The following is a 13,684-nucleotide window of genomic DNA, read 5'->3' on the forward strand; positions in this document are numbered from 1 at the left end:
ATCGGTCGTTCTCCCAGTTCGTCATTCAAATCACATCACTTCGCAATTCCTGCCCGGGCAAAGGCTTCGGGCTTGGGCAGAACCCGCCAGTCGTGCCGCTCCACCCAGACCTCCGAGGCCGCCGCCCGCGCCCCGAAGGCCCCGCGCGTGCCCGGCCGCTGCGCCAGCCCGGTCAGGAAATCGATCACCTGTCCCTCTGCCGCCCCCCGCGTCGGTGCGCCCGCGCAGGTCTCGATCATCCCCTCCAGGTTCAGCGCCTCGGCATTCGCCTCCGCCTCAGTCACCACCAGAAACAGTCGCTCCTCACCCGCTGCATAGCCTTCGGGACAGTCCGAACACAGGATCATCCCATCGCCCACCGCGCGCGGCCGGGCGGTGTCCTCGATCCGCTCATAGGCCGTGTTCACGCAGTATTTCGCGTCGATATGGATGCGGTTCACGTCCCGCGCCCCCGCCGTTGCCCCCTGCGCCGAAACCGTCAGCGCGTCGCACTGCTTGAGATCGGCCGAAGGCGCCAGCGCGACCGGCGCCGCCGCGCCCTCCATCGCCACGCCACATTCCTCGTAGGGATCGACGCCCGCGTCGACCGGCGCCAGCGCGCGCGCATCCGCCGCCGCGACGTCGATGCGGATGTTCACCGGATTGGGCGAAAGCAGCGAGGGCTTGGTCGCCACCGACGACAGCAGCCGCGACAATTCCTCCGCCTTGCGAATTCGCCGCAGCGCCGCCGTCAGCGCCGCCACCTCGGGCGCCACCTGCAGCCCCACCGGGCTGCCGCCGATCTGCGCGCGCGGTCCGAACCACAGTGCACCCTCGGCCAGCACACTCTCCACGTCGTAAGCCGTCGCGTCGTATTCCACCCGCGTGCCGCCATCGGCATTCACCGCCGCAACCGCCGCCTCCAGCGCCACGGCCGCCGGATCGCCCGGTGCCAGCGCCAGCCCGTCCATCCCGCGCGGTGGGGCCAGCCGCACCACCAGATCGACCGGCCGGGCCAGCACCTGCGCATAGCGCGCTCCGGGCGGCAGGCTGCCCGAATCGGGGCAGGGCAGGGCCGCCTGCGGCACACAGTCTGCCGCGACCGGGACCAGCCGCGCCGTCGTGGCCGTGCTCTTCTGCACCTGCGCCGTGCCGATCAGGGCGTCGGCCGGATCGGCCGGATCGGCCACCAGCCCCATCACCGTTCCGTCCGCCAGCCCATGCACCCGGCCGGCCCGCAGCCTGTTGCCCTGAACGGCGAACCGGCGCAGCCCGGCGGTATCGCGGCCGCCCAGAACCGTGGCGTCAATCAGCGTGCCGGCCCAGAGCGGCGTCTGCAACCGCGCGCCTCCGGGCACTGTCGTGTCGTTCATGTCGGCCAACACGCCTTGGAACAGCTGGCGATAGCTGATCGCTCCGGCATCCTGCAACCGCGCCGCAAGCTTGGCGGTGAACAGCCCGTACCAGACCTCGCCCTCATCGGTGGCAAAGCTCACCTCGCGCGCCACCTCCGAGGAGCGCGCGGCATAGAAGGCAAGGTAGCCGCCCGGCGGCTCTGGCCCGTCCTCTTCCACCGTATCCGCCTCGGTCACCCGGCTTGCCGATGCGCTCACGCCCAGCAGCGCGGGATCGACATAGCGTGCCGCCGTCCCGTCCGGCGCCGCCCGCAGCCCGCTGCCCGAATGACAGCTGTCCATGACGAGCCAGACATCCGCACCCGTCTCGCGGATCGCCCGCACCATCCGTCCGATATCGTCATCCACCAGCGCATTGGGGATCAGCCCCGCCCCCGGCTCGGCCCGCCCGGTGTCGGCCGGCAGGAAGACCTCGTCCAGCCCGTCGGTCTCGTCACCGTCCTGATCCGGCTGGCGCGTGCCGTGCCCCGACATCGAGATGAACACCAGATCGCCCGGGACCGAGCGTGCAGCGAGCGCGGCAAAACCCTTGATGATCGCCGCCCGCGTCGGCACGCCGCCGCCCTCGACGCCATCCGCCAGGATCGAAATGTCACGGACACCGCGTCCGCGCATCACCTCTTGCAGGAACCGCACGTCATGCGCAGGACCCTTAAGGTCGGCCATGCCGATCGAATTGTCGTAGTCGGAAACGCCGATCAGCAGCGCGCGCACCTCGGCTGCCGCAGTCTGCGCAAAGAGACAGACGCAAACCGCCAGAACGGACGGCCACCACACCCTGACCACCAAGCAAACCCCCGGTCGAATGCCAAAATAAAAAATTCCTTGCGCCCATCATGACACAAGCCGGCCAGCAATTGAAAGAGCTTGGCGATGTTTACACAGACCGCGAGTCGGGCCACCATGACCGCGGAAACTCCGGCGAGGATCGACGAGTGCTCAAGCGTTGGATGTGTGCCCTGACCGTGGCGCTAATGGCGGCCTTGCCCGCTGGCCTCACCGCGCAGGAGGATCCCGGCCTGATCGGCCTGGCCTATCTGGCCGAAACCGATCCGCCCGCCGCGCTCGACCGGATCGACGCACTGCTGGCGCAGGAAGAGGCCAGCCCCGATCCCGACATCCGCCTGGTCTTCGACCTCTACCGTCTTGGCGCCGACCTGCTGATCGGGCAGGGCAGGGGCGCCGAGGCCGCCGGCGTGCTGCTGCAACTCGGCCGCTATGCCGCCGGCAACCGCGCCGTGCTGAACGTTGATCCCGCCCGCCTCTTCGACGAAGCCGCGCGCCTGTATCAAGCGGCGGGCGACCCCGCCTCGGCGGTTACGGCCCTCACCGCCCTTGTCGAGGAACAACGTTCCGGCGCCCGGCCGGGCGCGGTCATCGCCGAAACCCTGAACCGCCTTGCAACCATGGCCGAACAGGCCGGCGACACCGCCGCCGCCACCCGCCACCGCGCCGCCGCTTCCGCCGCGCTCGAACCGCTCACAGCGGGCGCGCGCGGCAGCGAAGAGGGCTTCCGCGAGGTCGAGGTCTATTATGCCACCGACCGCGCGCGCACCGGCGAGGCCGACCCCAACGAGTTCTACGGCCCCGGCCGCGGCACGCTGGAGCTGGGCGTCGCCACCGTTTCGGTCCCTGAGACCCATACCCCCGGCCTCGTCGAGGCTCCCTCGATCTGGCGTCTCGAATTCCGCGCCGACCCTGCCAAACACGTCGTTCTGCAATCGGTGGAGCCGATGGAACCCGCGGGCTTCTGGCGCCGCCTCAGCACCGAATTCACCCACACGCCGGAAAAGGAGGCCTTCGTCTTCGTCCACGGCTATAACGTGACCTTCGACGCCGCCGCCCGCCGCGCTGCGCAAATCGCCTATGACATGAATTTCGCCGGCATCCCCATTCTCTATTCCTGGCCCTCGCGCGGCACCACCGTTGGCTATGTCGCCGACACCGCCGTGGTCCAGCTCTCGGGCCGCCGCCTGACCCATTTCCTCGACGACTTGGTCGCAAAGTCCGGCGCCGAGACGATCCACCTCGTCGCCCATTCGATGGGCAACCGCGCCCTCACCGAAGCGCTCGAACTCATGGCTCTGCGCCAGGGGTCCAAACCCGGCGACCCGCCGGTCTTCGGGCAGATCCTCTTTGCCGCCCCCGACGTCGACGCCGGCCTGTTCAAGGAAATCCTGCCCACGATCCGCCCGCTCGCCAAGCGGATGACTCTTTACGCCTCCGAGGAAGACTGGGCGCTGACCGCCTCGCGCAAGCTGCACGGCGACATGCCCCGCGCCGGAATCGGCGGCAAGACCACGCTCACCTCCTCCCAGATCGACAGCATCGACATGTCCGAACTCGGCGAGGACATGCTCGCGCACAGCTACTTCGCCGACGACAGCTCGGCGCTCGCCGACATGATGACCCTGTTCTGGACCAACAATGCCCCGCAGAACCGCTGCGGCCTGTTCGCCGATTCGCCCGGTGCCTCCCCGGTCTGGACCTATCGCCGCGGCATCTGCTCGGACCGCAGCCTGATCTCGGTCCTGGGCAACCTGCAGCGAGAGAACGTCCACTCCGCCCAGCAGGCGCGCATCGTCCTGCAGCGCACCGTCTCCGACGCCGAAGTGGTGAAAAAGCTGGCCCCCGTGGTCGAGGCCATCGTCTCGCAATAGCTACTGGCGAATATAGTCCAGGAATCGCTGATGCTGCTGGTCGTTCAGCAGTTCGCGCTGGATCCGGTCCCGCTCGCGCTGCTGCGCGGTCTGCTCGTTGGCCTGCCGGCGCTGCTCCGCCAGCTTCTGCTGCACCTCGCCCACCTTGCGCTGCCACTCGGGATTGGCCCGGAACGACGCGGCGATCTGCTTGATCAGCGCCTCGTCCGCGGCCTGTCGCTCCACCGCCACCCACTCCAGTTGCATCGCGTTCACCACCGTATGCTGGTTCAGCGCATACATGTTCGAATCCCGCAGCTCGCTCTGGAACATGTACCAGCTGAACCCGACCCGCTCGATCACCGGTCCGCCGCCCAGCCGATAGGTCAGCTCCAGCGTGAAGGCATCATAGGCCACGCTGGAGCCCGGAACCTGCGTGCCCCCAGCCATCTGCGCGTATTGCGCCCGCAGCGCCTCGTTCGGTGTGCGCTTCAGCACCTGAGCGCCCGGCCGCTGCGCCAGCACGAAATTCTGCACCAGCGACTCGGCATCCCGCACCAGACCGACATGGCAATTCGATCCCTGCCACTGGGTGCGCAGCCGGTTGCGGTCGGCCTCGACCTGCACCTTCATCTGCGCTTCCAGATAGGGATCGAGACCGGCGAGGATCGCCTCGGTCCAGAGGATCTGATGCCCCGGCACCACCCGGACGCCGGTGCGACCGTCGGGAGACCGCGCCGTCAGAACCAGTTCGTAAAGATCGTTGCCGGAACAGGGCTTCTGCCACAGGATCTGCCCCTCGACCTGCCAGTCGCGCGGCACGTCGATCGTATAGGCCACGATCTCCCGGTCGAACCCCTGCCGGTCCATGACCTCATGGGTCACCATCTGCGCGCGCCCGGCGCCGGCGATCAGGGTCAGGGCGGCCAGCAGCGCGAAACGCAGCATGTGAAAACTCCTTGCTTCAGAAAATCCGCCAGTAGCTGACCAGAGGCGCGAGGATCAGGTAACTGATGATCGCCCAGGCCACGATCAGGATCGCCGCCCGGCGCATCGCGTGCATGTCGTAATTCTGCGCCCTCGCCCAGACATAGACATGGCTTTTCGGGTCGGCGACCTGTGCCAGATCCTGCACCACGGCGCGCAGCCCGCCATAGGCATCCCGGAAGGCGACATAGGTCACGATGGAGTTCATCGTGTAGAAGAACACCACCAGCATCCGGGGAATGGCGAAGGGAAACTCCGCCGAGGCAAAGAAGACCAGCACGCCGACCATCACGCCATGGGCATAGATCACCCTCTGCCAAAGCGTATCGATACGTCCGTTCAGCTTGAGCGAAAGATCGACGAGATCGGGAAACCCCAGCGCCGGCGGCGGATCGCTCGCGGGAACAATGGGCACGGACGGCTGTGTCTCGGTCATGAAAAAAGGCCAGCTTGAAATCAATGCCCAAGGGCTAGCACGACTCACGCCCGCGTTCAATTTCGCCCGCGTACCCAGCTTCTTCTCTTTCCGGATACTCATGACTCCCTTCCCGTCCGCGCCCTCCGCTTCTCAAATGCGCGTCCCCTCGCCGTCGGAGAGGGGCGGGGGCCTCCCCAAAGACTCCCGCGCCTGCATTCCACCGCCTCGCCTTTCCCACCTCCCGCGTGCTATGAAGGGCCATGAGTCTTCCTCCCGGATTCCTTGACGAGTTGCGCAGCCGTGCCAGCCTTGCCCGCGTGGCGGGGCGCAAGGTCACCTGGGATCCGCGCAAGTCGAATCAGGGGAAGGGCGACCTCTGGGCCTCGTGCCCCTTCCACCAGGAGAAATCCGCCTCCTTCCACGTCGACGACCGCAAGGGCTTCTATTACTGCTTCGGCTGCCACGCGAAGGGCGACGCGCTCAGCTTCGTGCAGCAGACCGAAAACGTCGGCTTCATGGAAGCCGTCGAAATCCTCGCCCGCGAGGTCGGCATGACCATGCCCGCCCGCGATCCCCAGGCGCAACAGAAGGCCGACCGCCGCACCGAACTGGTGCAGGTGATGGAACAGGCCGTACAGTTCTTCCGCCTGCAGCTGAAAACCGGCGCCGCCAGTGCGGCGCGCGACTACCTGACCAAACGCGGTCTCGACGACAAGACGCTTGAACGATGGGAGATCGGCTTTGCCCCCGATGCCTGGCAGGGCCTGTGGGACCATCTGCGCGGCAAGGGTGTGGCCGAGGATCTCATCCTGGACGCGGGCCTTGCGCGACCCTCGTCCAAGGGCGGCAAGCCCTATGACGTCTTCCGCAACCGCATCATGTTCCCGATCCGCGACGCGCGCGGGCGCTGCATCGCCTTCGGCGGGCGCGCGATGGATCCGAACGACAACGCGAAATACCTGAACTCCCCGGAAACGGTGCTGTTCGACAAGGGCCGCAACCTGTTCAACCATGCCCCCGCGCGCGAAGCGGCCGGAAAGGGCGCCCAGCTCATCGTGGCCGAGGGCTACATGGATGTGATCGCGCTCGACGCCGGCGGCTTCAATGGCGCCGTCGCCCCGCTCGGCACCGCGATCACCGAGGAACAGCTGCACCTGATGTGGCGCATCTCTCCCGAACCGGTCATTGCGCTCGACGGCGACACCGCCGGACTGCGCGCCGCCATGCGCCTGATCGACCTCGCCCTCCCACTGCTCGAGGCCGGCCAGTCGCTGCGCTTCGCCCTCATGCCCGAAGGCCAGGATCCCGACGACCTGATCCGCAAGTCGGGCGCCCCGGCGATGCAGAAGCTGCTCGACGAGGCGATCCCCATGGTCCGTCTGCTCTGGCGGCGCGAGACCGAAGGCCGCGTCTTCGACAGCCCGGAACGCAAGGCCGCGCTGGACAAGGCCCTGCGCGAGAAGATCAAGCTGATCCGCGATCCCTCGATCCGCGGCCACTACGCCGAAGAGATCAAGGCCCTGCGCTGGGCGCTGTTCAATCCGCGCCGCGCCCGCACGCCCTGGACACCCAGGGGCAAGGCCGCACCGCTCGCCCCCCTCGCCAGCACGCGCTCGTCCCTTCTCGTCGCCTCCGACGACTCCGGCCAGCTCCGCCTGCGCGTCGCGGTCGTTCTGGCCACGCTGATCGCGACCCCCGCGGTGATCCACGCCTTCGAGGCCGAGATCGAGCGGCTCGACTGCTCCGACCCCGATCACCTCGCGCTGCGCGACCTGATCCTGCGCCACGCCGGCGCCTCTTCCGAGGCCCTGCGCGCCGAAATAGTCACCCGGATCGGCCCCGCACCCCTTGAAAACCTGTTCTCCCTTGGCCATGTGGCCATCACGCCCAGCGTACGCCGTCCCGGGGATGCCGACGTCGCGCGCATGGTGCTGAGCGAGGAACTGGCGAAATTGCAGGCGCAGCGCGGGTTGCAGGCCGAAATCGACGAGGCGGTGGAAGACCTGCACCACATGGCCGACGAAGCCCTGACCTGGCGTCTCAGCCAGGCGGCCGAGGCCAGCCATCGCGCCCTGCGCAGCGAACAGCAGGAGCGGACGGAATATGAAACCGGAGCCAACGGCGCGCGAATCAGTCGCGACGAACGCACGGCGTTTGACGCGCTTCTGCAGCGTATTGGACACGCTAAACCGGACAATTGACCAGAAATGGTAGGGAAACCCGGAAGAAAAACCGCTAGACGGGTGGCCGAATCACTCGATCGCGCTATTGATTCGCGGACCCGCGAATCGACCGAAGTAGAATCGCCCGTAGCAATCGTGCAGGAGCTCTGAATGGCCGCCAAGGACACCGACGACGTCAAGACCGAGGATCAGGACAACGAGATCTCGCTCGACATGAGCCAGGCGGCCGTCAAGAAGATGATCGCCGAGGCGCGCGAGCGCGGATATATCACGTACGACCAGCTGAACCAGGTTTTGCCGCCCGATCAGGTGAACTCGGAGCAGATCGAGGACGTGATGTCGATGCTCTCGGAAATGGGCATCAACATCATCGAGGACGAGGAAGCCGAGGAGGAAGAGCAGAAGGGCTCGACCGAAGTCGTCGCCCAGTCCGACGCCCGCGAGGTCTCGCTCGCCTCCACCGGCAACGAGAAGCTCGACCGCACCGACGACCCGGTGCGCATGTATCTGCGCGAGATGGGCTCGGTCGAACTGCTCTCCCGCGAAGGCGAGATAGCCATCGCCAAGCGCATCGAGGCCGGCCGCGACACCATGATCGCGGGCCTCTGCGAAAGCCCGCTGACCTTCCAGGCGATCACCATCTGGCGCGACGAACTTCTATCCGAAGACATCCTGCTGCGCGACGTCATCGACCTCGAGACCACCTTCGGCAACCAGCTCGACGACGACGACGATGTCGGCGCGCCAATCGTTTCCTCCGAAAGCGGTGAGTCCTCCCGTGAGGAAGGCGGCTCGGACCCCGAACTCGACGCCGACGGCAATCCGATCATCAAGGAAGACGACGATGAGGACGACGAGCAGGCCAACATGTCGCTCGCCGCGATGGAGGCCGCGCTCAAGGACCAGGTGCTGAACACTCTGGAGCGCATTGCCCACGACTATGCTCTGCTCTCCGAGATGCAGGACAGCCGGATTTCGGCCACCCTGAACGAGGACGGCTCGTTCAGCGCCCTCGACGAATCGACCTACCAGTCGCTGCGCTCGGAAATCGTTGTGCTGGTGAACGGACTGCACCTGCACAACAATCGCATCGAAGCGCTGATCGACCAGCTCTACGGGATCAACCGCCGCGTGATGGCGATCGACTCCTCCATGGTCAAGCTCGCCGACCAGGCCCGCATCAACCGCCGCGAATTCATCGACGAATACCGCGGGCGCGAGCTCGACCCCAACTGGCTCTCCGACATGGGCGAGAAGGGCGGCCGCGGCTGGCAGGCTTTCATCGAACGCTCGTCGGACAAGGTGGAAGAGCTGCGCGCCGACATGGCCCAGGTCGGCCAGTATGTCGGCCTCGACATCACCGAATTCCGACGCATCGTCGCCCAGGTCCAGAAGGGCGAAAAGGAAGCCCGCCAGGCCAAGAAGGAAATGGTCGAGGCCAACCTGCGCCTCGTCATCTCCATCGCCAAGAAATACACAAACCGCGGCCTGCAATTCCTTGATCTCATTCAGGAAGGCAACATCGGCCTGATGAAGGCGGTCGACAAGTTCGAATACCGCCGCGGCTACAAGTTCTCGACCTACGCGACGTGGTGGATCCGTCAGGCGATCACCCGGTCGATCGCCGACCAGGCGCGCACGATCCGTATCCCGGTGCACATGATCGAGACGATCAACAAGCTGGTCCGCACCGGCCGGCAGATGCTGCACGAGATCGGCCGCGAACCGACGCCCGAGGAACTGGCCGAGAAGCTGCAGATGCCGCTCGAAAAGGTCCGCAAGGTGATGAAGATCGCCAAGGAGCCGATCTCGCTCGAAACACCCATCGGCGACGAGGAGGATTCGCAGCTCGGCGACTTCATCGAGGACAAGAACGCCGTCCTGCCGCTGGATTCGGCCATTCAGGAGAACCTGAAGGAGACGACGACGCGCGTTCTGGCCTCCCTGACGCCGCGGGAAGAGCGGGTGCTGCGGATGCGCTTCGGCATCGGCATGAACACCGATCACACGCTGGAAGAGGTGGGCCAGCAGTTCAGCGTGACGCGCGAACGGATCCGTCAGATCGAAGCGAAGGCGCTCAGGAAGCTGAAGCACCCGAGCCGGAGCCGCAAGCTGAGGTCGTTCCTGGATCAGTGAGCGCTCTCCGCGCAACAGCTTCCCGAGAGGGGGGTGCAACGGGTTCATTCAGAAAGAAGACGCAACAGGGCGTTTTCCGTCACGGAGAACGCCCGACGTCCGGCAAGGGATTTTGCGCCCGGCGTCGTCGCCGGATTCTGCTTTTCTGACCGGGAAACCAGACCGAAGTCCGCGCAGGAATCCGCCCGGTCAGCGGTCTGCAAGAGGCCTTTCCCGGGCGCCCCAAAAAGGTCACTCCTAAAAAATCGATTGAAATCAATAATATGACCCCCCGTCCTAGCTGGGACGCCCCAAATGCTATCGTCCGCGCTGGGCGGAATGCCCCTGTGCGATGGCGATGAAATCCCGCGCGGCCGCCGACAGAGGCGACCCCTTCCGCCAGGCCATTCCCACCTGAACCACCGGCAGGGCCCCCGAGACATCGCGCTGCTCGATCCGGTCCCCCTCCAGCGACCAGGGCCGATAGACCAGATCCGGCAGCAGCGTCACACCGGCCCCCGTCGCCACAAGGCTGCGCACCGCCTCCACCGACCGGGTCCGGAAAGCGACCCGAGGCTTGCGCCCCAGCGCCGCCAGCAGCGTCGTCGCCGCGCCCCCCATCTCGTCGATATCCAGCATGATCAGCGCCTCGTCGGCCAGATCGTCCACCCGGATACTGTCCTGCGCCCCCAGGCGGTGGCCCATCGGCAGCCACAGCCGATAGGGCGAGACATCCAGGATCTCCACCTGCAGCGCCAGACGGTCGTGCAGGTTCGACAGCACCATCACCGCCACATCCAGCTCGCCGCCGATCAGCAGGTGTTCGAGATATTCCCCGTTGTCCTCGATTGCCGAGACCTCGACCTGCGGATTGGCCCGCCGGTAGCGCGCCAGCAGATCGCTCATCACATAGCCCGCCATCAGCGAGGTGACGCCCAGATGCAGCCGCCCGGTGATGTCTTCGTCACGCTCCGCCATGGCCCGCCGCGCGCCGGATACCTCTGCAAGGATCGACGTCGCATGGCGCAGGAACTGGTGCCCCTTGTGGGTCATGTGCAGCCCCCGGGCATGCCGCTCGAACAGCCGCAGGCCCAGATCGTCTTCCAGCCCCTTCACCGCCTCGGTGACCGCCGATTGCGAAATCGCCAGCGCCTGCGCCGCACCGCTGACGGTGCCGTGTTCGCAGACGGCGACGAAATACTGAAGCTGACGGATCGAGAAGGCCATGACCGAAAGATTAGGACACCCTTGGCCCAAGGGAAACGGCCTTCCGGCCGCCGGGGCTCTGCCCCGGACCCCGGGATACTGCCGGCAAGAGGAAAAGCGGGACCTCGGCTTCCTCTTGCCAGAAATATCCCCGCCGGAGGCATCGCGCGCAGCGCGATTTCCGGTTCAGCGGGCGTACCAGTCATCCTCGACGTAGAACGGTCCCGGCTTTTCGCGCAGCTGTTCGTATTTGCAGATTTCGGGTTCCGCGCCAACTGGTGTCGGAACGCCGTCGCGGAAAGCCCATTCGCCCCGGTCGGTCTTTTCCGCACGCAGATAGCTCGAGATCAGGAAGGCGCGGTCGTGATCCGAGGTATTGGCCTGGCTGCCATGCACGGTGAGCAGGCTCCAGAGGGCGACGTCGCCGGGCTCCAGTTCCAGATCGACGATATTGGCCGGATTCAGCCCGACCCTTCGCAGCTCGTCCATTGCTGTGTCGCCCTTCATGAGCGCGCCGCCGTCATCCGAGAGACCCAGGTATCCCAACTTGTGGCTGCGCGGCACCACGCGCAGACAGCCGTTCTCCTTCGTCGCGGGATCGATGGCGAGACCGGTGTTGATGTAGGAGGTCATCACGTCCCGATAGGCGTCCATCCGCTCGCGGAACCGCAGATCCTGGTGAAATCGGAAGCCGGTGACCGAGGCTCCGGGCGGCTTCCAGTGGATCTGGTTCGATACCTGCCGGATGTCGCGTCCGAGCAGGGGTTCGAGCATGGCGAAATAGGCCGGATCACGGCGCAGTTCCTCGAAGAGGGGCGAGATCCACGACATCCAATGTGCCTGAAGCACATAGCGCTGACCGGCAAATCGCTCGGGCAGGATCTCGAAAAGCACGTTCTTGTCGCGATAGGTGGCGTGATGCTTCAACCCTTCCTCGTAGATGCGCCGGGTCTCGGCCTGAACCGCCTTCATGCGGTCCTTGGAAAACAGGCCGCGGACCACCGCATAGCCCTCTTCCCAATACTGTTCGACGTAATCTCGGCTTTCCGCCGCAAGGTTAAGTCCCATCGTGTCAGACCTTTCGTGAGCGACTTGACTTGCACCAGACTGCCGCAGCAGGTTTCATGAGACAAATTCGAAATCTGCGGGAAACCGATGAGCAACTCTCATGACTGGACCGGTCGGTTGCCCCAGCTGGATCTGCGCCACCTGGCAATGATCGACGCCCTGGGGCGCACCGGGGTTCTGACGCAGGCGGCCGAGGCATTGGGCGTCACCCAGTCTGCGCTGTCCCACCGGCTGCGCGAGGCCGAGCGGAGGCTGGGCGTTGCGCTGGCAGAAAAGCGCGGTCGCGGCGTGGTGCTGACACTGGCTGGCGAGCGGCTCCGCGTCACCGCCCAGCGGCTGCTGCGAGACCTCGCGGCGGTCGAGGCCGAGGTGACCGAGGTCGGGGCCGGCGGCATCCGCCACAGGGTGATCCTGGGGCAGGCGGGATATTCCGATGTCCACTGGCTGCCCGCGTTCACCGACTGGCTGTCCGCGCGGATGCCCGCGGTGCAGATCGCTCTGCACGCCGGCAATGGCGGCAGCCGGATCGGCGACCTGCTCGACGGCGCCATTGACCTGTTGCTGACACCCACCCGTCCGCTGGCGCCGGGGCTCGACATGCTGCCAGTCGGGACGGACGACCTGATCGCGCTGGCCGCCCCCGGTCACTCTTGGGAAAGCAAGGCAGAGATCGTTCCATCGGATCTGACCGGCGAGACTTTTCTTTCCTACAGTTTCGAGCGCGCACCGGACATGGAGAATGCCCGCTTCATGCAACCGGCCCAGACATTTCCCGGGCGGGTGATCCGGGTCGGCCACACCGAGGCGGTGTTCGAACTCGTCGCCGCTGGGCGCGGCGTGTCGATCCTCGCAGGCTGGCCTGCGCGCAAACGGGCCGGGCGGGGCGGTCTGGTGCTGCGGCCCTTGCGGCCTCTGGGCAGCGCCGGACCGGGCCTTGCCATAACCTGGCGCGCCGTGGTGCGGGCGGGCGAGGAGGGCAGTGCGGCGCACAGCTGCATGGGCCTGCTTGCCGAATGGGCAGGCCAAAGCCGCACATTCTGCACCGGCAGCAGCGCATGAGCCTCGATCGCCTCGAAACTCTGGTGCGGGCCTTGCCGAAGGCGCAGGCGCGCATCCTGATCGCGCTTGCCGGGCCGCCGGCCGCGGGCAAGTCGATCCTGGCCGCCGCCCTGGTCGACCGGCTTGGCCCCGGCGCCGTCTGTGTGCCGATGGACGGCTTTCACCTCGACAACCACGTGCTTGCCGCGCGCGGGCTGCTGCATCGCAAGGGGGCTCCACAAACCTTCGACACCGGCGGGCTTGTCCACGCCATGCACCGGCTGGTGCACGAAGCCGAGATGAGTCTGCCAGACTTCGACCGCACCCTCGACTGTTCCATCGCCGGTCGGATCGCGGTGACCGCCGGGCACCGGATCGTTGTGGTCGAAGGCAACTATCTGGCCTGCGCAGAACCGCCCTGGGCGGCCCTCGCGTCCTTGTGGTCTCTGGTCGTCTTTGTCGATTCGCCGGACGCGGTCTTGCGCGCCCGGTTGCTTGCGCGGTGGCGTGCGCAGGGGCTGGACGCGGATGCAGCGCAGCGTCGGACCGACGCGAATGACATGGCGAATGTCGCCTTCGTGCGGCGCAGCCGGATGCCGGGCATCCTCACCCTGTGACGGGCCGCGGCAAGCTTGA

At 66.4% G+C, this 13,684-nt stretch carries 11 protein-coding genes; 5 read left to right on the forward strand and 6 right to left on the reverse strand.

Annotated elements, in window-relative coordinates; translation table 11 throughout:
- Window positions 1-35 precede the first annotated feature (35 nt).
- Window positions 36-2,180: a caspase family protein gene (locus ACFO5X_RS14810; protein WP_380719514.1), complete on the reverse strand. Its 2,145-nt coding sequence runs from the start codon at window positions 2,178-2,180 to the stop codon at window positions 36-38.
- A gap of 149 nt (window positions 2,181-2,329) precedes the next feature.
- Here ACFO5X_RS14810 and ACFO5X_RS14815 point away from each other — a divergent pair, with 149 nt between their 5' ends.
- A complete protein-coding gene (locus tag ACFO5X_RS14815; RefSeq protein ID WP_380718245.1) occupies window positions 2,330-4,054 on the forward strand; it encodes an alpha/beta hydrolase in 1,725 nt (574 codons plus the stop codon).
- On the opposite strand, the gene ACFO5X_RS14820 is transcribed toward ACFO5X_RS14815, so the two are convergent.
- Window positions 4,055-4,981 carry a hypothetical protein gene (locus tag ACFO5X_RS14820; RefSeq protein WP_380718246.1) on the reverse strand — a complete coding sequence of 309 codons (927 nt, stop codon included), beginning with the start codon at window positions 4,979-4,981 and terminating at the stop codon, window positions 4,055-4,057.
- A gap of 16 nt (window positions 4,982-4,997) precedes the next feature.
- Window positions 4,998-5,456 carry a hypothetical protein gene (locus ACFO5X_RS14825; protein ID WP_380718247.1) on the reverse strand — a complete coding sequence of 153 codons (459 nt, stop codon included), beginning with the start codon at window positions 5,454-5,456 and terminating at the stop codon, window positions 4,998-5,000.
- 242 nt (window positions 5,457-5,698) lie between these two features.
- On the opposite strand from ACFO5X_RS14825, the gene dnaG reads away from it, so the two are divergent.
- Window positions 5,699-7,639 carry a DNA primase gene (gene dnaG, locus ACFO5X_RS14830; protein WP_380718248.1) on the forward strand — a complete coding sequence of 647 codons (1,941 nt, stop codon included), beginning with the start codon at window positions 5,699-5,701 and terminating at the stop codon, window positions 7,637-7,639.
- A 132-nt stretch (window positions 7,640-7,771) separates the two neighbouring features.
- Window positions 7,772-9,757 carry an RNA polymerase sigma factor RpoD gene (gene rpoD / locus ACFO5X_RS14835; protein WP_380718249.1) on the forward strand — a complete coding sequence of 662 codons (1,986 nt, stop codon included), beginning with the start codon at window positions 7,772-7,774 and terminating at the stop codon, window positions 9,755-9,757.
- A 44-nt stretch (window positions 9,758-9,801) separates the two neighbouring features.
- Here rpoD and ACFO5X_RS14840 read toward each other — a convergent pair whose 3' ends face one another.
- The 3 genes from ACFO5X_RS14840 to ACFO5X_RS14850 form a co-directional block, all read right to left on the reverse strand.
- Window positions 9,802-9,960, reverse strand: coding sequence for a hypothetical protein (locus ACFO5X_RS14840; RefSeq protein ID WP_380718250.1), 159 nt, complete (start codon window positions 9,958-9,960; stop codon window positions 9,802-9,804).
- Window positions 9,961-10,054: 94 nt separating this feature from the next.
- Entirely contained in the window at window positions 10,055-10,963 is a 909-nt protein-coding gene (locus ACFO5X_RS14845; protein ID WP_380718251.1) for a LysR family transcriptional regulator, read from the reverse strand.
- 165 nt (window positions 10,964-11,128) lie between these two features.
- Complete coding sequence (locus ACFO5X_RS14850; RefSeq protein WP_380718252.1) at window positions 11,129-12,010, reverse strand: phytanoyl-CoA dioxygenase family protein; 882 nt, start codon at window positions 12,008-12,010, stop codon at window positions 11,129-11,131.
- A gap of 87 nt (window positions 12,011-12,097) precedes the next feature.
- On the opposite strand from ACFO5X_RS14850, the gene ACFO5X_RS14855 reads away from it, so the two are divergent.
- Window positions 12,098-13,069, forward strand: a complete 972-nt coding sequence (locus tag ACFO5X_RS14855; RefSeq protein WP_380718254.1) for a LysR family transcriptional regulator — start codon at window positions 12,098-12,100, stop codon at window positions 13,067-13,069.
- Entirely contained in the window at window positions 13,066-13,665 is a 600-nt protein-coding gene (locus ACFO5X_RS14860; protein WP_380718255.1) for an AAA family ATPase, read from the forward strand. Before ACFO5X_RS14855 ends, ACFO5X_RS14860 begins: the two co-directional genes overlap by 4 nt.
- Window positions 13,666-13,684 lie beyond the last annotated feature (19 nt).

The organism is Seohaeicola nanhaiensis, from assembly GCF_042654245.1.
Lineage (GTDB): Bacteria > Pseudomonadota > Alphaproteobacteria > Rhodobacterales > Rhodobacteraceae > Seohaeicola_A > Seohaeicola_A nanhaiensis.